The 18,554-nt window shown below is 64.4% G+C and carries 14 protein-coding genes; 4 read left to right on the top strand and 10 right to left on the bottom strand.

Annotated features, from left to right (window positions below):
- Positions 1–22 precede the first annotated feature (22 nt).
- The 4 genes from ntrC to AC3FLX_RS16345 all read right to left on the bottom strand — a co-directional run bounded on the left by ntrC (position 23) and on the right by AC3FLX_RS16345 (position 4,961).
- On the bottom strand, positions 23–1,585 hold the full coding sequence (ntrC, locus tag AC3FLX_RS16360) for a nitrogen regulation protein NR(I) (protein WP_488698372.1): 1,563 nt from the start codon (positions 1,583–1,585) through the stop codon (positions 23–25).
- Positions 1,586–1,673: 88 nt separating this feature from the next.
- The gene (glnL, locus tag AC3FLX_RS16355; protein ID WP_488698196.1) at positions 1,674–2,828 is read right to left on the bottom strand and encodes a nitrogen regulation protein NR(II); all 1,155 of its coding nucleotides are present in this window, start codon (positions 2,826–2,828) and stop codon (positions 1,674–1,676) included.
- Between the two features lie 5 nt (positions 2,829–2,833).
- Positions 2,834–3,409 carry a DUF4124 domain-containing protein gene (locus AC3FLX_RS16350; RefSeq protein WP_488698194.1) on the bottom strand — a complete coding sequence of 192 codons (576 nt, stop codon included), beginning with the start codon at positions 3,407–3,409 and terminating at the stop codon, positions 2,834–2,836.
- Positions 3,410–3,545: 136 nt separating this feature from the next.
- Positions 3,546–4,961, bottom strand: coding sequence for a 3-hydroxylaminophenol mutase (locus AC3FLX_RS16345; RefSeq protein WP_488698193.1), 1,416 nt, complete (start codon positions 4,959–4,961; stop codon positions 3,546–3,548).
- A 510-nt stretch (positions 4,962–5,471) separates the two neighbouring features.
- Between AC3FLX_RS16345 and AC3FLX_RS16340 the strand changes: the two genes are divergently transcribed.
- Positions 5,472–5,936, top strand: a complete 465-nt coding sequence (locus AC3FLX_RS16340; RefSeq protein ID WP_488698192.1) for a rhodanese-like domain-containing protein — start codon at positions 5,472–5,474, stop codon at positions 5,934–5,936.
- A gap of 51 nt (positions 5,937–5,987) precedes the next feature.
- On the opposite strand, the gene AC3FLX_RS16335 is transcribed toward AC3FLX_RS16340, so the two are convergent.
- The 6 genes from AC3FLX_RS16335 to hrpA all read right to left on the bottom strand — a co-directional run bounded on the left by AC3FLX_RS16335 (position 5,988) and on the right by hrpA (position 14,932).
- The gene (locus AC3FLX_RS16335; RefSeq protein ID WP_488698190.1) at positions 5,988–6,788 is read right to left on the bottom strand and encodes a competence/damage-inducible protein A; all 801 of its coding nucleotides are present in this window, start codon (positions 6,786–6,788) and stop codon (positions 5,988–5,990) included.
- A 22-nt stretch (positions 6,789–6,810) separates the two neighbouring features.
- A complete protein-coding gene (locus AC3FLX_RS16330) occupies positions 6,811–7,683 on the bottom strand; it encodes an EI24 domain-containing protein (protein WP_488698188.1) in 873 nt (290 codons plus the stop codon).
- 74 nt (positions 7,684–7,757) lie between these two features.
- Positions 7,758–8,753 carry a sterol desaturase family protein gene (locus AC3FLX_RS16325; RefSeq protein WP_488698186.1) on the bottom strand — a complete coding sequence of 332 codons (996 nt, stop codon included), beginning with the start codon at positions 8,751–8,753 and terminating at the stop codon, positions 7,758–7,760.
- Positions 8,753–9,577 (bottom strand): polysaccharide deacetylase family protein, encoded by an 825-nt coding sequence (locus AC3FLX_RS16320; protein ID WP_488698184.1) that lies wholly within the window; start codon positions 9,575–9,577, stop codon positions 8,753–8,755. Before AC3FLX_RS16320 ends, AC3FLX_RS16325 begins: the two co-directional genes overlap by 1 nt.
- Positions 9,578–9,584: 7 nt before the next feature.
- Complete coding sequence (locus AC3FLX_RS16315) at positions 9,585–10,571, bottom strand: YVTN family beta-propeller repeat protein (protein ID WP_488698182.1); 987 nt, start codon at positions 10,569–10,571, stop codon at positions 9,585–9,587.
- 140 nt (positions 10,572–10,711) lie between these two features.
- Positions 10,712–14,932, bottom strand: coding sequence for an ATP-dependent RNA helicase HrpA (gene hrpA, locus AC3FLX_RS16310; protein ID WP_488698181.1), 4,221 nt, complete (start codon positions 14,930–14,932; stop codon positions 10,712–10,714).
- 23 nt (positions 14,933–14,955) lie between these two features.
- On the opposite strand from hrpA, the gene argA reads away from it, so the two are divergent.
- The 3 genes from argA (at position 14,956) to AC3FLX_RS16295 (ending at position 18,548) form a co-directional block, all read left to right on the top strand.
- Positions 14,956–16,416: an amino-acid N-acetyltransferase gene (argA, locus tag AC3FLX_RS16305; protein WP_488698179.1), complete on the top strand. Its 1,461-nt coding sequence runs from the start codon at positions 14,956–14,958 to the stop codon at positions 16,414–16,416.
- A gap of 103 nt (positions 16,417–16,519) precedes the next feature.
- Positions 16,520–16,795: an oxidative damage protection protein gene (locus AC3FLX_RS16300; protein WP_066733742.1), complete on the top strand. Its 276-nt coding sequence runs from the start codon at positions 16,520–16,522 to the stop codon at positions 16,793–16,795.
- A 436-nt stretch (positions 16,796–17,231) separates the two neighbouring features.
- Positions 17,232–18,548, top strand: a complete 1,317-nt coding sequence (locus AC3FLX_RS16295; RefSeq protein WP_488698178.1) for an MFS transporter — start codon at positions 17,232–17,234, stop codon at positions 18,546–18,548.
- Positions 18,549–18,554: the final 6 nt, after the last annotated feature.

The following is an 18,554-nucleotide window of genomic DNA, read 5'->3' as shown; positions in this document are numbered from 1 at the left end:
GGGGAAACCGATATCCGCGGTCTTAATCGAAGCCCAGTTCCTGCAGCTTCCGCGTGATCGTGTTCCGGCCGATGCCAAGGCGAGTGGCCGCTTCCACGCGACGGCCGCGCGTGACGCCCAGCGCGGCCTCCAGCACGGCCTTTTCGAAGCGGCGCGTCAGCGCGTCCATGACTTCCGGCTGCCCCGACTCCAGCATCGACTTCGCTTCGCCAGCCAGCAGGCTTTCCCAGCTCTGCGTAACCGCTGCCGCTGCATAAGCGGATGCCACCGCCGGTGACGATGCCACCATCGGCGGACGGGTTGCGACCATCGTGTCGCCATCGCCGCCAGGCACGCCCATACTGTAGTCGGACGTTTCCAGCGCGTCATAGTCACCGGCCGTCCTCTGCTCGGCTGCAAGGGGACGCGATGCCGACTGACTCTCGCCATGCCCCGTCTCGATCATCTCGCGCGGCAGGTCCTTGACTTCGATGGTCTGCGCCGGCGCCATGACGGTCAGCCAGTTACAGAGGTTCTCCAGCTGGCGGACGTTACCCGGGAACGGCAGCGTGCTGACATAAGTCAGCGCGTCGTCGGACATGCGCTTGGGCTCGACGCCCAGCTCCTTGGCGCTCTTCTGCAGGAAATGACGGGCCAGCAGCGTGATGTCCTCGGGCCGTTCGCGCAGCGGCGGCAGGCGCAGCCGAATCACGTTCAGGCGGTGGAACAAGTCCTCACGGAACAGCCCTTCCTTGACACGGGTTTCCAGGTTCTGGTGGGTCGCCGCGATGACGCGCACATTGGCGCGCAGCGGATTGTGACCACCCACGCGATAGAAGTTGCCGTCCGACAGCACGCGCAACAGCCGCGTCTGCAGATCGAATGGCATGTCGCCGATTTCATCGAGGAACAGCGTGCCGCCCTCGGCCTGCTCGAAGCGGCCGCGACGCATGGTCTGCGCGCCCGTGAACGCGCCGCGCTCATGGCCGAACAATTCCGATTCAAGCAGGTCCTTTGGAATCGCCGCCGTGTTCAGCGCGATGAACGGGCCGTTGGCGCGCGGGCTGTGCTTGTGCAGCGCACGCGCCACCAGTTCCTTGCCGGTACCGGACTCACCGGTAATCATCACCGTCACGTTCGATTGCGACAGGCGGCCGATAGCGCGGAACACGTCCTGCATGGCCGGGGCCTGGCCCAGAATCTCGGGCGCATCGACCAGCCGGTCGTCCATTTCCTCCTCGCGCAGGCTTTCTTCCAGCGCGCGGCGGATCAGCTCGACGGCCTTGTCGACGTCGAACGGCTTGGCGAGGTATTCGAATGCGCCGCCCTGAAAGGCCGCCACGGCACTATCCAGGTCCGAGTACGCGGTCATGACGATGACCGGCAGCCCGGGATGGCGCGCCTTGATTGCCTGCAGCAGGTCCAGCCCCGATCCGCCAGGCATGCGGATATCGGAAATCAGGACTTGCGGCTCATCCTCTTCCAATGCCGCGAGCACGTCGCGCACATTGGTAAAACTGCGAGAGAGCAGGCTTTCACGTGCAAGGGCCTTTTCGAGGACCCAGCGGATTGATTGATCGTCGTCGACTATCCAGATCGGCTTCATGTGCGTCGCTTGTCTGCTCGGTGTCATGTGGTCTCCCGTGTGTCCCACTGGATCGCCTCGCCGGACCCGTCAATGCATCGATCGACGCTCAGTGCAGGGGCAGCAGGATACGGAAGTCGGTACAGCCCGGCCGGCTCTCGCATTCGATCAAGCCCTCGTGCTGCTGCACGAAGGTTTGAGCGAGTGTGAGACCGAGACCGCTACCGCCATCCCTCCCCGACACCAGCGGATAGAAGATGCGTTCGCGAATGTCCTCGGGGATGCCCGGGCCGTTGTCTATCACATGCAAGTCCAATGCCAGCTTGTACAGTCGCTTGGCAATTGTCACCTGGCGCGCCACCCTGGTACGCAAAACGATCTGCGCGTCGCCCTGGGAAATCCGCTCGTGCAGCGCCTGCGCGGCGTTATGGACGATGTTCAGGACGGCCTGAATCAGCTGCTCCATGTCGCCACGCAGCTCCGGCAGACTGGCATCGTAGTCGCGCACGATATCCAGACCGTTCGGGAATTCCGCCAGCACCACCGAGCGCACGCGCTCCAGCACCTCGTGGATATTGAGCTCGGAGACGATGTGCGGGTGCCGGTGCGGTTCCAGCAGACGGTCCACCAGCGTCTGCAGACGGTCCGACTCCTTGATGATCACCTGCGTGTACTCGCGCAGCGCCCGCTCGGACAACTCGAACTCGAGCAGCTGCGCTGCCCCGCGAATGCCGCCCAGCGGGTTCTTGATCTCGTGCGCCAGATTGCGGATCAGTTCCTTGTTGGCCGAGGTCAGGTCTATCAGGCGTTCCTCGCGGTCGCTGCGCACCTTCTGTTCATTGAGCAGAATCTCGACCAGCACCGTGCTCGAAAACCCTTCGATGCCACCCACCACAACGTGCGCATGCATCGGCTCCTGCAGCGGCGGGCGCAGCACAAGGTCCTGCCGGCGCACGTCCACCTGGCGGGCAATGACCGTCTCGATCATCGTGTCCAGTTCTTCGGACGTGCCGAACAGATCCGGTAGCGTCAACTCCACCATCGCCTTGCGCGACATGGCAAAGGTGGCCTCGGCGGCGGGATTGGCGTAGACCACTTGCAGCCCCGGCTGGCGCACCAGCAGCACGGGGTTGGCCACGACATCGAGGCCAGGATGAAAAGCCACGTCGCCCAAGGGCAGGATGTCGGCGTCCGGTTCAGGCGCATCCGGCTTGCGGTCCGCTCCGGTGACCTTGCGCGAAACTCCGCGAATCAGGCGACGCATTGGTTTCAATCCTTCAAATTCGACAGTTCTCGCCGAAGCGATGCCACATTGGCTTCACTGCGAGCAACATCATCACGCAGCCGTGCCGTGCGATCCAGATACTTTTGATAGTTGCGCTCGCCACCCTGGCGTTCGGGTTCGCCGTTGTTGTACTCGGCGCGCAACCCGGCCAGCTTCGCTTCCTCGGACTGCAGTTCCTGCTCCAGCACCGAGCGGCGCTCGCTGTCGCGGTTCTTCTGCGTGGCGCCGTCCACGCGCGGGAACGCAGCGGGAGACGCGGCCGCCGGCTTCGCGCCGGACGTCACCGTGCCGCCGCCGGTACGGCCACCCGGTACGGTCACCACATCGGGCAGGTTGAGCCTTTTGCAGTCCTTGCTGTTGCCAGGATTGCCGTTGCGATACTCGGGCACGCCGTTGGCGCCCTTGCACATGTACACGTCAGACGATTGCGCCGCCGCGGGCGCGGCCCAGACGCTCAGCGCCACCGCTGCCATCGTCACCAGAATGGGGAAACCCACACGCATTTGGTGCGGCAGCGCGCTGCCGGCCATGCTCAATACCTTGCTCGAAATCGCTTTCATGAACACCGACGGTAAGGTTAGGGAAAGAGCCCCATTCTAGCGATCAACGTCGCTCCAAAACAAAAAGGGACAGCCGAAGCCGCCCCTTCCTGGTGCAACTGTTGCCCGGTCACAACCTGGCAACTCACTTCTCGCTTTACAGCGAGTAGTACATGTCGAACTCGATCGGGTGAGTCGTCATGCGGAAACGCGTGACTTCTTCCATCTTGAGTTCGATGTACGCATCGATCATCGAGTTCGAGAACACACCACCGCGGGTCAGGAACTCACGGTCGTTGTCCAGGTACTCCAGCGACTGGTCGAGGCTCGAGCAGACGGTCGGGATCTTTGCGTCTTCTTCCGGCGGCAGGTCGTACAGGTTCTTGTCGGCAGCTTCGCCCGGGTGGATCTTGTTCATCACGCCGTCCAGACCGGCCATCAGCAGCGCCGAGAAGCCCAGGTACGGGTTCATCAGCGGATCCGGGAAACGCGTTTCGATACGGCGGCCCTTCGGGTTCGCAACGTACGGAATACGGATCGAGGCCGAGCGGTTGCGGGCCGAGTAAGCCAGCTTAACCGGAGCTTCGAAGCCCGGAACCAGACGCTTGTACGAGTTCGTGCCCGGGTTGGTGATGGCGTTCAGCGCGCGAGCGTGCTTGATGATGCCGCCGATGTAGTACAGCGCGAATTCCGACAGACCGGCGTAGCCGTTGCCTGCGAACAGGTTCTGGCCATCCTTCCACACGGACTGGTGAACGTGCATGCCCGAACCGTTGTCGCCCACGACCGGCTTCGGCATGAACGTGGCGGTCTTGCCGTAGGTGTGCGCAACGTTCTGGATCACGTACTTCTGCAGCTGCGTCCAGTCGGCGCGCTGCACCAGCGTGCTGAACCGCGTACCGATTTCGTTCTGGCCCTGGCCAGCCACTTCGTGGTGGTGCACTTCAACCGGAATGCCCAGCGATTCCAGAATCAGGCACATTTCCGAACGCATGTCCTGGAACGTGTCGATCGGGGCAACCGGGAAGTAGCCGCCCTTCTTGCCCGGACGGTGACCGCTGTTGCCGTGCTCGAATTCCTTGCCCGACGACCACGGTGCTTCTTCCGACTGGATCTTCACCGAGCAGCCCTGCATGTCGATGTTCCAGGTCACGCCGTCGAAGATGAAGAATTCGGGTTCCGGACCGAAGAAGGCGGTGTCGCCCAGGCCGGTGCTCTTCAGGTAGGCCTCGGCGCGCTTGGCGATCGAGCGCGGGTCACGGTCGTAGCCCTTGCCATCCGACGGCTCGATTACGTCGCAGGTCAGGACCAGGGTCGGTTCTTCATAGAACGGGTCGATGAAGGCGGTACCCGAATCCGGCATCAGCAGCATGTCCGACGCTTCGATACCCTTCCAGCCGGCGATGGACGAACCGTCAAAGGCGTGGCCGCTTTCGAACTTGTCTTCATCGAAGTGCGACGTCGGAACCGACACGTGCTGTTCTTTGCCCTTGGTATCCGTGAAACGGAAATCGACGAACTTGACGTCGTTTTCCTTCACGAGCTTCATCACATCTGCAACGCTCTGCGCCATGCCTATCTCCTGGAAATTCGAGGCTGTGTCTGAGAAAGCCATTGTTGGTGCGACCTCCGGACCTGCCGATCTGGCCACCCCAAAAGGGACGTGGGATGTTAGCAGAAAGCGTGCCAACGCCGATCCCATTAGGTCCGCCAATCGCACAGACTTCCCGAAAAACGTGCATCTGCGCGCAAGTCCGCACCGCCACGGGGTATACGGATTGCATGCAATCTTGCGCCCAGCCCTGATGCCAGCACGCCCGATTGGCGCAGGTCGCCTTGCCTGCCAACTATCAAACACCAATATGGTGCACGATTCAAGTACCAGCACCGTTTCAGTGCCTGGTCGTCGATTCAGCACCAAAACGAGGCATTCGGTTGGCGGCCATTTTTCGGTCCGTTCGCAACGGCCGGGCGCTAGAATAGCGCCGGTTCCGGCCGGTTCCCAGCGAAGTTTCGGCTTTGTTGCCGTCGCATCAGGAGCCCGCCGGGTTGTCCGCCTTTCTTATTGACTCTGTCGCTCACAATGACTACCCGAGACACGCTTCTTCAGGCCGCCCACGATCGCCAGCAACAGGGCCAGCTTGCCTATTACGGCGCCCTTTCCCCGCAGGAGGCCTATGCCCTGCTGCAGGCCGACCCGAAGGCCGTGCTGGTCGACGTCCGCACCCAGGCCGAACTGGACTGGGTGGGCGGCGTGGCGCTGCCGGACGAGCAGTTTGCGCATGTGGAATGGTCGACCTATCCGGGTGGCACGCAGAACCCGAATTTCGTGGCCGAGCTGAAGGCTCGCGTGCCGCAGGACGCCCCAGTGCTGTTCCTGTGCCGCAGTGCCGCCCGCTCGAAGCATGCGGCGCGCGTGGCAACGGAAGCCGGTTACACGCTGGCGATGGATGTGTTGGAAGGTTTTGAAGGCCCGCGCGATGATCACCACCACCGCAAGACTGTGGAAGGCTGGTGCTTCCGCGGGCTGCCGTGGCACGGCGCCTGAACCTTCGTCCCCGCCCCATCCCGCCCTGCGGGATGGGGCAGAAAACGCACCCTACTGCTCGACGATCTCGAAACCCATCTCGCGGACGCCATCGAGCAGCATCCCATAGGCCGGCGGTACCAGATCAGCCGGCCCTTTCACGCCAAGATCGATATGGCGCCGCGCAAGGCGGTCGCCACGGCTGACATCCCCCACCGACGGCAGGCTGAACACACGGATACCCGGGAACGTGGCTTCCACCCGCTCCATCAGCGGCGTCAGCGTCGACTCGGGTGCCTCGAACACATAGAACGCGCGCGAGTGCTCCGCATCGAGGTGGAACAGGTGTGCGTAATAGTGATCGAGCACCCATTCCATCATCGGCCACGCCATCACGGGAAAGCCCGGCATGAAGTGATGATCCGCCACGGAGAACCCGGGAATGCGGTTGTAGCTGTTGGGGATGATGCGTGACCCGACGGGGAATTCGCCCATCTTGAAGCGGTGTTGGTTCTCGGGCGCATTCAGGTCTGCCTTGACCGGGTCGCCGTTGGCGCTCTCCGCGATGCGCAGCGCGATCTGCTCACGCGCCTCGGGATGCAGTGCCAGATCCACACCCAGCGCCGCCGCCGCGCACTGGCGGGTGTGGTCGTCCGGCGTCGCGCCGATGCCGCCCGTACAGAACACGATGTCCGGACCGGCAAACGTACGGCGCAGCGTGGCGGTAATGCGCTCGCGCTCGTCGCCGACGTACTCGGCCCAGTCCAGCGCCAATCCGCGCGCGCCCAGGAATTCGATGGCGCGCCGCATGTGCTTGTCTTCGCGCCGTCCGGAAAGGATCTCGTCGCCAATGACGATCAAACCGAAACCCATGATTCCCCTCTTGTCTTGATGCTCACGATTGCCCGATGCGGCGCACATCCGACGGCGCCAGATCAATGACGTCGCCCGTCGGCGATGGCGGTGCGGCTGCCGCACGCTCGGCGCGCAGGTCCGTCAGCGCGCGCAGGCAGAAATGGCCGAACCACAGTGCCGAAAAGATGAAGATCAGCACATAGAGCCACAGCGTGCCGGCCAGCACGACCGGAAACAGGAAGATGATGACAGCCGACCAAACCCACAGCAAGGTCGGCGCCGACCCGAGCAGGCCCACGGCCACTCCGATGATCAGCAGCGGCGTGCGATGGCGCCGCATGAGCGTCTTGCGCTCCTCCGCCGTGGCGTGCTCGGACAATGCATCGTACGTCATCACGCGATAGGTCAACCAGCCCCAAAGCACCGGCGGAATCAGCGCGAAGAAAGGTGGGATCAGCCACAGCGGCATCGTGACGATGATCAGCAGCAGGAAGATCAGCGTATTGCCAAGCGCCTGGAAGACGCTGCCGGCGATGCTGCCACCTCGGGCCTTGTGCAGGTCCGGGTAGCTGCGCTCCAGATGCTTCACCACGGCGGGCACCGAGAACAGGCTGATGAAGATCAGCATCGACGCGATCACCAGCGGAATCGCCAGCGTCAGCACAAACAGCGGCGCCACCACGCTGCGCAGCGACTGCAGCCCCAGCCAGTCCAGCATGGAATAGATCCAGCTCGTGAAGATGGACCCTTCCAGCAGCGTCCGTGCGGCGCCCATGATGGGGTCCCAGCCCCACCAGATCAGGCCGCCCCACAGCACCGTGGCCAGCACGAAGGGAATGGCCGTCAGCATCAGCATGCGCGGATGGAACTGACTGGCCACGGCGCGCCCAAACGAGCGAAGAATATCGTTCATGCAGCGTTCTTGCGGAAAGGAGTAAGAAGTTCAGGAAAGCCACCAGAGCCTAGCACAGCCCAGGGGCGTTCCCATCACCCCAGACGCAACAGGCGCTTGATGCCCAGCCATTGCTGGGACAGGAAGCCCGCGCCATAGTTGCGCCCGCGCCCCGTGGGCGGCGGCAGCTGGTCGCGGATGCCGGTGGGATAGTAGACGTCGGTAAAGACGGCCGTGCGGAACAGCATGTCCCACCACGGAAAGATCACGCCATAGTTGCAGCCACCGAGCCGCACCGGCTTGCCGGCCTTGCCGGCATTCTCGTGCCCCAGGCCCACCGCGTGGTGCGTGCGGTGAAAGCGTGGCGAAACCAGCAGCCGCTCGCCAAGCCAGCCAAAGTGCAGCTTCAGGTTGGCATGCTGCAGGCTCTGCAGCAATTGCGACAGCGCCACCAGCAGCACGTACTGCGACGGCTCCACGCCCACGGCCAGTGCCACGGTGGCAAAAACGAAATCGCGCAGGATATCGTCCAGCAGATGGTTGCGGTTGTCGCTCCACAGCGTCATCTGCTGCTGGCTGTGATGCACCGCATGCAGACTCCACCACCAGCGGTAGGTATGCGACAGCCGGTGGTACCAGTAGTCGAGCAGGTCGAACAGCAGCAGATAGACGAAGAAACTGACCAGCGGGATCGATGTCACGGCCGGCCACCAGTCTTCCACATTGATACGCTGCCAGCCCAGCAGGCGCAGATGGCCCTCGATGCCATCCATCAGCGGCGCCAGCAGGAAGAACATCGCCAGCCGGAACAGCCCAAGACGGTGGATCACCGTATAGAACATGTCGGTGCGGATAGCCCCGCGGTCGGTCACCGCCTCCACCGGGCGCAGCTTTTCGAGCGGCCCGAGGATCAGGACCATCACGGCAATCTGCACGATGCCCACCAGCAGCCATTCGGTGCCGGTGAAGGCGTCTTCCGCGTAGCCGCCAAATCCAAGGTTGTAGACCACGGGCAGGATCACGTCCTGAAACACCGTGGCCTCGATCTGGCCGACCCAGAGATTGAGCCAGTTAGTGAATGCGTCCCACATTACTGCCTCGACCCTTGTTGTGAGATCCACTTCTGGTATAGCGGATGCTCGCGCAAGGTGGCAAAGCAGAAGCCCTTCTGCTCCAGCCCACTGATCAGCGGCTCCAGCACCGCCGGCGCCCACGGGTCCTTGCGCGACCAGATACCCAGGTGTGCCATCGTGATATCGCCATCGCGCAGGTCTCGCAGGGCCTTGTCCAGCAACGCCTGGTTCGGGAATTTCTCCGACGACAGTTCGTCGCCCAGGAATCCCGCCGGCGCCCAGCCGACATGCCGGAAGCCGCATTGCTCGGCCCACGCCAGCGTCTGCGGCGCGGTGCGGCCGCCCGGCGCGCGCCACAGCGGCACCATCGGCTGGCCGGTCATCGACTGGAATGTCGTCGCGCTGCGGCGCAATTCCGCACAGAACGATGCCTCGTCCATGACCGTGTCGCGGCCGGCATGCTCACCGAACTGCGGACGCATCGTGACCTTGCCGTTCTTGACGCCGCGCAGGTACACGTGATCGAACGTATGCGTGCCAAAGGCATGGCCGTCAGCGGCCAGCGCTTTCCAGTACGGCGCCCAGGCCGGCTCCAGCGAGCTGTCCTTGTTGACGGTTGGCTCGTTGGCCAGGAAGAACGTGGCGCGGATATGGTGGCGGCGCAGGGTGCGGGCGATCAGTTCCGCCTGACTCATGCTGCCTGTGTCGAACGTCAGATACAGCGTGCCGGCGCGGCAGGTGCCGGGATGCTGTCCGGCCTCGGCGGCAGTGGCGCCGACGGCGGCCACACCCGCGGCCGAAGCCAGCACCAGTGCGGCAATGCGCGAAGTCAGGCTGCGCATGGTGTCCTCAGTAGAGCGGTGCCCGGGTCTTGAAGTAGATGCCGTGCGGCGACTTGCCCACGCGAATCGTCTTTATCAGCTTGCGGCTGGCCACGTCGATCAGGCCCACCGAGCGCGCCCAGCGGAACGTCACCCAGAGCGTCTTGCCGTCGGCGGTCAACTCCATGTCATCCGGTCCCGGCAGCAGGCCGGTGATATCCCCCACCTTCGACAGCGTCTGCTGGTCGATGATGCTGATCGATCCCGATACGCGGTTGGTCAGGAACAGATGGCGCTTGTCGCCAACGGCACGGAAATTGTGCGCGCCCTTGCCGGTCTGGATCTGCTTGACCACGGTGCGGGTGCGCCAGTCGATCACGGCAACGTAGTCCGCGCCGGTCATGCCAACCAGCAGATACTTCTGATCCGGGGTGACCCAGATGCCGGCCGGCGCCGAGCCGGCTTCCATGACCCACATCACATTGAGCGTGGTCAGGTCGATCGCGGCGATCTGGTTGGAATCCTGCAGCGTGATGAACGCGATCTTGCTGTCCGACGTGAAAGCGATATGGCTAGGCGTCTTGGGCAGCGGAAACTGCTTGGCGATCTTGAGCTGATGGCCGTCCCAGCGGTAGACATCCACGCGGTCCAGCCGGTTGCCGGTGGCGATGAACCACTTCTGGTCCGGCGAGAAGCCCACCTGGTACGGATCGTCGATGTTCGGCACGCGCTGTTGCACCTTGCCGGTCACGGGATCGAGGAAGACCAGGTCGTTGCCGACGGCGTTGGCCACAATCAGCGACTTTTCGTCGGGCGTGGCGATCAGGTGATGCGGCTCCTTGCCGATCGGGAAGGTTTCCAGAACCTTCTGAGTATCCTTGTCGATCAACGTGACGCTGGCATCACCAGAATTCAGGATGGTGACCACCTCAGCCTGAACTGGCCCGGAAGCCACAGCAAAACCCAGGGCGCCGACCGATACCACCCCAGCCACAACACGACGCAATGCGAGCATAAGACCGCCATTTCTACACGAATCGCGCATTCTAACGTTTCGGCCGGCCGCCGCGATGACGAGAAACACAGAATCTTAAGCGTTACTTACATTTGGACACATGTGAGCAGCGCTTTCCATGCCCGATGCACGCCGGCCGGTCAGCGCTGCATCGATTCCCACACTTTCTGCAGCCGCTTGACCGACATCGGTTGCGGCGTCCGCAGCTCCTGAGCGAACAGTGCGATGCGCAACTCCTCGAGCATCCACCGGAACTCGTCGAGCCGGGCGTCGGCAGCGCCGCGGCCCTGCGCGCGCATCTGCTTTTCCGCGCGTTGCCATTGCTGCACCAGCGGCGACATTTCCTGCACGCGCTGGCTGTCCCGGCCCGGATCGCCCTTGAGCTTGTCCACCCGCATCGCCATGCCCTTCAGGTAGCGCGGGAAGTGCGTCAGCTGGATGTACGGCGTGTCGATCACGAACGATTTGGTCATCAGCCTGCCCAGCTGGCCTTCCAGATCCTGGAAGGCCGAACCGAACGGCTTGGCTTGCAGCAGCTTGCGCGGCAGTGTGGCGAATTCGGCCAGGATCGAGCCGACCAGCCGCCCGATTTCCTGGGCCAGCAGCGACAACCGCGCCCTGCCCTCTTCCTTGCGCGCGTTGAACTCGGCCTCGTTGCGCGGCAGCGGCGCCTGCAGGCAGGCCCGTTCCAGCGCCATCAGCACGATCTGATTGCGCAATTCCTCCTGCGTGCCCAGCGTCATGTACTGCATCGCCATCTGCTGCAGGTTCGGGATGTTCTTCTCGATGAACTTGACCTGCTCGCGCAGTTGCAGCGCAAAGAGCCGGCGCAGGCCCGCCAGGTGGATGCGCGCGGCTTCCTGGGGATCGTCGAAAACTTCGACGTCGCAGTGGTCACCCCGGTCAACCAGGGCCGGATAGCCGAACAGTGTCTGGTTGCCCTTGCGGATTTCCAGCAGCTCGGGCAGCTCACCGAACGACCACGACGTCAGGTTCTCGTACTGGCCAGCCTCGGCGGCCGGCACGTCGCGCGCGGCAATGTTCTGGAACGACTGCTGCGCCTGCCCGCCCAGTTCCGCGCGCAGTTGCGCGAGATTGCGGCCCATGTCCAGCTGGCGACCGTGTTCGTCGATCACCTTGAAGTTCATGGCGTGGTGCGCGGACAGCGTTTCCAGCTTGAAGTCGGCACGCCGGATCATCGTGCCGGTCTGCTCGCGGACATCGGCAATCAGTACGTCGAGCAGGTCGCCTTCGCCAAACGGCTGGCGGTCGACAAACCCGGCCGCGTAGTCGGGCAACGGCACGCAATGGCGGCGCAGCTTCTGCGGCAACGACTTCAGCAGCAGATGCACCTTCTCCTTGATCATGCCCGGCACCAGCCACTCGGTGCGTTCCGGGCGCACCTGGTTCAGCGCGTACAGCGGCACGGTCAGCGTCACGCCGTCGCGGTGGCTGCCAGGCTCGAAGTGGTACGACAGACCCATGTCGATGCCGGCGATCGGCAGGATCTTCGGAAACAGGTCGGTCGTGATGCCGGCCGCCTCGTGCCGCATCAGCTCATCGCGGTTCAGGTACAGCAGCTTGCGGTCCTTGGCCGATTCCGCCTGATACCACTTCTCGAACGCCACCTGGTTATGGATGTCCGCCGGGATGGCCTTGTCGTAGAACGCGAAGATCAGCACATCGTCGACCAGAACGTCCTGCCGGCGCGACTTGTGTTCCAGGTTCTCGATTTCGCGCACCAGCCGCTGGTTATGGGCGAAGAATTGCAGCCGGGTATCGAACTCGCCTTCCACGAGCGCGTTGCGGATAAAGATCTCGCGCGCTTCGGTCGGGTTCATCGGCCCGAAATCCACGCGCCGGTGCTGGTAGACCGGCAGGCCATAAAGCGTGCCGCGCTCCAGCGCCAGCACCTGGCCCGCCTTTTTCTCCCAGTGCGGTTCGCTCCAGCTCACCTTGAGCAGATGCTTGCCCACCTGCTCCACCCACTCGGGTTCCACGCGGGCCAGCGTGCGCGCATACAGACGGCTGGTTTCCACCAGTTCGGCGGCGATAATCCAGCGCCCCACCTTGCGGGCGATCAGCGATCCGGGCCACAGGTGGAACTTGATGCCACGCGCGCCCAGGTATTCGCGTCCCTTGCCGTCGGCCTCGTCGAGCTTCAGGCCCACGTTGCCGAGCAAGCCGGTCAGCAGTGCCTTGTGCACCTGCTCGAAAGTCGGCTCGGTCTCGTTCAGGCGCCAGCCCTGCTCGCTGACCGTTGTATGCAGTTGCGAATGCACGTCGCGCCATTCGCGCAGGCGCACATGCGACAGGAAGTGGCTGCGGCACTGGTCCTGCAACTGCCGGTTCGTCTTCTTGTGTGCAACCGCTTCCTCAAACCACTTCCACAGCTTGACCCATCCCAGGAATTCGGACTTCTCGTCCATGAACTTGCGATGGGCCTGGTCGGCGGCTTCCTGCGCCTCCTGCGGGCGCTCGCGCGGGTCCTGCACCGACAGCGCGCTGGCGATGATCAGCACTTCCTTCAGGCAATGCTGGTCGCGCGCCGCCAGAATCATGCGGGCCACGCGCGGGTCCAGCGGCAGCTTGGCCAGTTGGCGACCGATGGCCGTCAGGCGGTTGTCATCGTCCAGGGCACCCAGTTCCTGCAGCAGCTGGTAGCCGTCGGCAACGGCGCGGCCCAGCGGCGGCTCGATAAACGGGAAGGCTTCGATGTCGGTCAGGCGCAAGGCCTTCATGCGCAGAATGACCGCCGCCAGCGACGAACGCAGGATTTCGGGGTCAGTGAAGCGCGGCCGCCCCAGGAAATCGCTTTCCTCGTACAGGCGGATGCAAACACCGTCGGCCACACGGCCGCAACGGCCGGCGCGCTGGTTGGCCGCGGCCTGCGAGATCGACTCGATCTGAAGCTGCTCGACCTTGTTACGGTACGAGTAGCGCTTGACGCGCGCCAGACCGGTATCCACCACGTAGCGGATGCCGGGCACGGTCAGCGACGTTTCGGCGACGTTGGTGGCCAGCACGATACGGCGCGCGTTCGACGGCCTGAACACACGCTCCTGCTCCTGCACGGACAGCCGCGCAAACAGCGGCAGGATCTCGGTGTGCGGCGGGTGATGCTTGCGCAGCGCCTCGGCGGCCTCCCGGATCTCGCGTTCGCCGGGCAGGAAAACCAGCACGTCGCCCGACCCCAGCCGGCACAGCTCGTCCACGGCGTCGACGATGCCGTCGTACAGGTCGCGCTCCTTCGCCTTTTCAGAGCGCGGTGCGCCGTTCTGCGCACCGGGCGGCTGATCTTCCTGGATCGGCCGGTAGCGAACTTCCACCGGGTAGAGCCGTCCGCTGACTTCGATCACCGGCGCGGGCTTGCCGTCCCTGGCGAAATGCTCGGCAAAGCGCTTGGCGTCGATCGTGGCCGACGTGATGATGACCTTCAGGTCGGGCCGCTTTGGCAGAATCTCGCGCAGGTAGCCGATCAGGAAGTCGATGTTGAGGCTGCGTTCGTGCGCCTCGTCGATGATGATCGTGTCGTACGCACGCAGCAGCGGATCGTTCTGCGTCTCGGCCAGCAGAATGCCGTCGGTCATCAGCTTGACCGACGCACCCGCTGACATCGTGTCGTTGAACCGCACCTGGTACCCGACGTGCTCGCCCACCGGGGTACCCAGTTCCTGCGCGATGCGCTTAGCGGTGGAAGTGGCGGCAATCCGGCGCGGCTGCGTGTGGCCGATCAGGCCGCCGCCGGGCTTGCCCTCGCGCGCCGGACCGCGTCCGATCGACAACGCGATCTTGGGCAGCTGCGTGGTCTTGCCCGAGCCGGTTTCGCCGGAGACGATCACCACCTGGTTGGCCAGCAGCGCCTTTGCAATCTCGTCGCGCCGCGCGGAAACCGGCAACGCTTCCGGGAACGTGATCTCGGGCAGCGGATTGGCCAGGCGTGCCGGTTGCGGCGCGCGGGGCGGGCGCTGGGCGCCTTCAGGGCGCGGCGGCCGCTTGTCGCCCTCCGGATGCGCGGGGCGCTGATCCTTCTCCGGACGCGGCGCACGCTGGGCGCCCTCTGGACGCGCGGGGCGCTGATCCTTCTCCGGCTGTGGCGGCCGCTTGTCGCCCTCCGGACGCGCGGGGCGCTGATCCTTCTCCGGACGCGGCGGACGCTGGGCGCCCTCTGGACGCGCGGGGCGCTGATCCCTCTCCGGCTGTGGCGGACGCTGGGCGCCTTCCTGCCGGGGCGGCCGGGACGGTTTTTGCGGCCGCGCGCCGCCACCCGCCTCGCGCGGAGCGGCATGTTGGGTGGCCTTGGAGGTGGTAGCTTCGGCGGGCTTGGCCGGGGCGGATTTGGCGGGGCGTTGTGCTGACATTGGCCGGGATTATAATCCGCCGCATGAACGCCAGAACCGACTCCCCACCGCAGGACCCCGATCCTGCCGCCGCCCCCGCGTCCCTAGACCAGACACCCGTCGCCATGCCCGCTGCCGCACCCGCCACCCCGATCCCGTCGGCCGTGGCCGATATCGAATCCGTCGAGAATGGCGGCCCGGATCAGCAGCAGTTCGTCGACTGGCTGCGTGCCGTCGCCCCGTACATCCACACGTTCCGCGGCAAGACATTTGTGATCGCCTTCAGCGGCGAACTGGTCAAGGCCGGCGTGCTCAACGCCCTGGTCAACGACGTGGCCCTGCTGCACGCGATGGGCATGCATGTGGTGCTGGTGTTCGGGTCGCGTCCGCAGGTGGAAGAGCAACTGGCGCTGCGCAATGTGCAGTCGCAGTACGCCGACGGCGTCCGGATTACCGATAACGCCGCGCTCGAATGTGCCAAGGAAGCCGCAGGAGAACTGCGCCTGGACATCGAGGCCGCGTTCAGCCAGGGCCTGCCCAACACGCCGATGGCGGGCGCCCAGCTTTCGGTGGTGTCCGGCAACTTCATCACGGCGCGCCCGGTCGGCATCGTCAACGGCGTGGACTACCAGCACACCGGCCTGGTGCGCAAGATCGACGACGACTCGATGCGCATGTCGCTGTCGCACGGCAAGGTCGTGCTGCTGTCGCCCCTGGGGTTCTCGCCGACGGGCCAGGCGTTCAATCTGTCGATGGAAGACGTGGCCAGCGCCACGGCCAGCGCACTCAAGGCCGACAAGCTGATCTTCATCACCGAGGTGTCGGGCGTGCCGGACGCCGTGGGCAAGCTGATGAAGGAAATGTCGCTGCGCACGGCCGTGGAACGGCTGCAGAACAACCACCTGCCGCCCGATGTGGCCTATTACCTGCAGCACCTGGTCAAGGCGCTCAAGGGCGGCGTCCCGCGCGCCCACCTGATCCCGTTCGACCTGGACGGCTCCGTGCTGCTGGAACTGTTCCTGCACGATGGCGTGGGTACGATGGTGTCCGACACGGACCTCGAAAGCCTGCGCGAGGCCACGCTGGACGACGTGGGCGGCATCCTGCAACTGATCGCCCCGCTGGAAGCCGACGGCACGCTGGTGCCGCGTGGCCGTCACCTGATCGAGCGCGACATCGACAAGTTCTCGGTGATCGAGCACGACAACGTGCTGTTCGGTTGTGCCGCGCTTTACGAATTCCCGCGCGAGAACATGGGCGAGATGGCGTGCCTGACCGTATCCGCCGAGGCCCAGGGCACCGGCGACGGCGAGCGCCTGCTCAAGCGCATCGAGCGCCGCGCACGCACGCTGGGGCTGGACCGGCTGTTCGTGCTCACCACGCGCACCGAGCACTGGTTCCTGAAACGCGGCTTCGTGCACGCCACCGTGGATGACCTGCCGGAAGACAAGCGCAAGCTCTACAACTGGCAGCGCAAGTCGATGGTGCTGATGAAAAAGCTGTAGTCCCCGCCAAAAACACCAGACGCCGCAGGGGCAATCGACGGTTCGCGCCGCCGGCCCCGGCCAGCTTGGCTACAATAGCGGCCACACGAACAAGGAGTCCCTCATGGCCCGCATGGTCCATTGCGTCAAGCTGAACAAGGAAGCCGAAGGTCTCGACTTTCCGCCGCTGCCGGGCGATCTCGGCAAGAAGATCTGGCAAAGCGTTTCGAAAGAGGCATGGGCCGGCTGGCTCAAGCACCAAACGATGCTGATCAATGAAAACCGCCTGAACATGGCCGACGTCCGCGCGCGCCAGTATCTGCTCAAGCAGACCGAGAAGTATTTCTTCGGCGAAGGCGCCGATCAGGCCGCCGGCTACGTGCCGCCGCCCTCGGCGTAATATCCGGGGCCTGCGCCCCGGCGCCTTGCAGGCTCGATCGCCTGCCGCCTCCAGGCCCCCGCTCTCCCCCGCATCTCCCCGCTCATCCCTCGACGCCCATACCGGGGGATACCTGCCGCGCGCCGCGCCATGATCCATCCGGGTCCGGTGTACCGTGCGGCAAATTCATTCTTAGCCCCGTCCCCTGTCCCTATCCCGCGCTGAGCCGGGACCTCAAGCTGCCGATCACGCCGAATATCGAACGCCGTAGGGATAGCCGTTCGACGAAATGCTCACGGCCCTCATCGGACCGGAAACGGCGTGCGGGTGCGCGGCATATGCCGATCGAACTAGTTCGACCCGCATAGTCTCCCCCAAGAGACCTCTACGCCCGGCGAATGGTCGCCAACACAACATCCGCCTACTCTGGCATCACCCTTCCACGTGACGCCGGATTATGGCTATGGCCTCCGAAACTCAACTCCCTTCTACGTCTGTAGACGCCGCTCCCGCCGGGGCATGGACCACCCTCTGGTCCAGCACGTTCGCCTTCACCATCTGCTTTGCCGTCTGGATGATGTTTGCCGTCCTCGGCATTCCGCTCAAGAACGAGCTGGGCCTCAATGACACCGAATTCGGCCTGCTGGCCGCCACGCCGGTCCTGAGCGGATCGTTGATCCGCGTGCCGCTGGGCATCTGGACCGACCGCTACGGCGGCCGCGTCGTGTTCTTCGTGCTGATGCTGCTGACGGTGATCCCGATCTGGCTGATTTCGTACGTGCACACGTTCTGGCAACTGCTGGTGCTGGGCCTGTTCGTCGGCCTGGCGGGCGGATCGTTCTCGGTGGGCACGCCGTACGTGGCCCGCTGGTTCCCGCGCTCGCGGCAGGGCTTGGCAATGGGCATCTTCGGCGCCGGTAACTCGGGCGCCGCGCTGACCAAGTTCGTTGCGCCAGTGCTGATCGTCACCGCCGGCACCTGGGAAATCGTGCCAAAGGTGTATTCGGTGGCGATGCTGGTGACCGCCATCGTGTTCTGGCTGTTCTCGCGCAGCAATCCGGCGCACCGTGTGACTTCCGGCACGAGCTTCCGGGCACAGCTGGCCGTGATGCGCGATCCGCGCGTCTGGCGCTACTCGCAGTACTACTCGGTCGTGTTTGGCGGCTACGTGGGCCTGGCGCTGTGGATGACCAAGTACTACATCGGCGAATACGGCTTCGACATCAAGACGGCCGCGTTCCTGGCCGCCTGCTTCTCGCTGCCCGGCGGCGTGCTGCGCGCCATCGGCGGCTGGATCTCGGACCGCTACGGCGCACACCGCACCACCTGGTGGGTGATGTGGGTGAGCTGGGTGGCCTTCTTCCTGCTGAGCTATCCGAAGACCGATTTCGTGATCCATACGGTCAACGGCCCGCAGAGCTTCCATATTGCCCTGACCCCGACGCTGTTCACGATCCTGATGTTCGTGGTTGGCATCGCATTCGCCATCGGCAAGGCGTCGGTCTTCAAGTTCATCTCCAACGACTTCACGCACAACATCGGCGCCGTATCCGGCGTGGTGGGGCTGGCCGGCGGCCTCGGCGGCTTCATTCTGCCGATCCTGTTCGGTGCGCTGGCCGACCTGACCGGCATCCGCAGCAGCTGCTTCATGCTGATGTACGGCACGGTGTGCGTGAGCCTGGTCTGGATGCACTACAGCAATCGCGCGGAACAAATGCGTGCACGGACCAAGCCGGAGGCAACCGCCCTGAGCAAGGCCACGCAGCCCGCCTGATACCGC

The organism is Cupriavidus sp. 291-E7 (assembly GCF_057798835.1).
This window is presented reverse-complemented; position numbering and strand designations above follow the sequence as displayed.

Coding starts and splice junctions, on each gene's coding strand:
- ntrC (WP_488698372.1), bottom strand. CDS start 1,585: ATGAAGCCGATCTGGATAGTCGACGACGATCAATCAATCCGCTGGGTC.
- glnL (WP_488698196.1), bottom strand. CDS start 2,828: ATGCGTCGCCTGATTCGCGGAGTTTCGCGCAAGGTCACCGGAGCGGAC.
- AC3FLX_RS16350 (WP_488698194.1), bottom strand. CDS start 3,409: ATGAAAGCGATTTCGAGCAAGGTATTGAGCATGGCCGGCAGCGCGCTG.
- AC3FLX_RS16345 (WP_488698193.1), bottom strand. CDS start 4,961: ATGGCGCAGAGCGTTGCAGATGTGATGAAGCTCGTGAAGGAAAACGAC.
- AC3FLX_RS16340 (WP_488698192.1), top strand. CDS start 5,472: ATGACTACCCGAGACACGCTTCTTCAGGCCGCCCACGATCGCCAGCAA.
- AC3FLX_RS16335 (WP_488698190.1), bottom strand. CDS start 6,788: ATGGGTTTCGGTTTGATCGTCATTGGCGACGAGATCCTTTCCGGACGG.
- AC3FLX_RS16330 (WP_488698188.1), bottom strand. CDS start 7,683: ATGAACGATATTCTTCGCTCGTTTGGGCGCGCCGTGGCCAGTCAGTTC.
- AC3FLX_RS16325 (WP_488698186.1), bottom strand. CDS start 8,753: ATGTGGGACGCATTCACTAACTGGCTCAATCTCTGGGTCGGCCAGATC.
- AC3FLX_RS16320 (WP_488698184.1), bottom strand. CDS start 9,577: ATGCGCAGCCTGACTTCGCGCATTGCCGCACTGGTGCTGGCTTCGGCC.
- AC3FLX_RS16315 (WP_488698182.1), bottom strand. CDS start 10,571: ATGCTCGCATTGCGTCGTGTTGTGGCTGGGGTGGTATCGGTCGGCGCC.
- hrpA (WP_488698181.1), bottom strand. CDS start 14,932: ATGTCAGCACAACGCCCCGCCAAATCCGCCCCGGCCAAGCCCGCCGAA.
- argA (WP_488698179.1), top strand. CDS start 14,956: ATGAACGCCAGAACCGACTCCCCACCGCAGGACCCCGATCCTGCCGCC.
- AC3FLX_RS16300 (WP_066733742.1), top strand. CDS start 16,520: ATGGCCCGCATGGTCCATTGCGTCAAGCTGAACAAGGAAGCCGAAGGT.
- AC3FLX_RS16295 (WP_488698178.1), top strand. CDS start 17,232: ATGGCTATGGCCTCCGAAACTCAACTCCCTTCTACGTCTGTAGACGCC.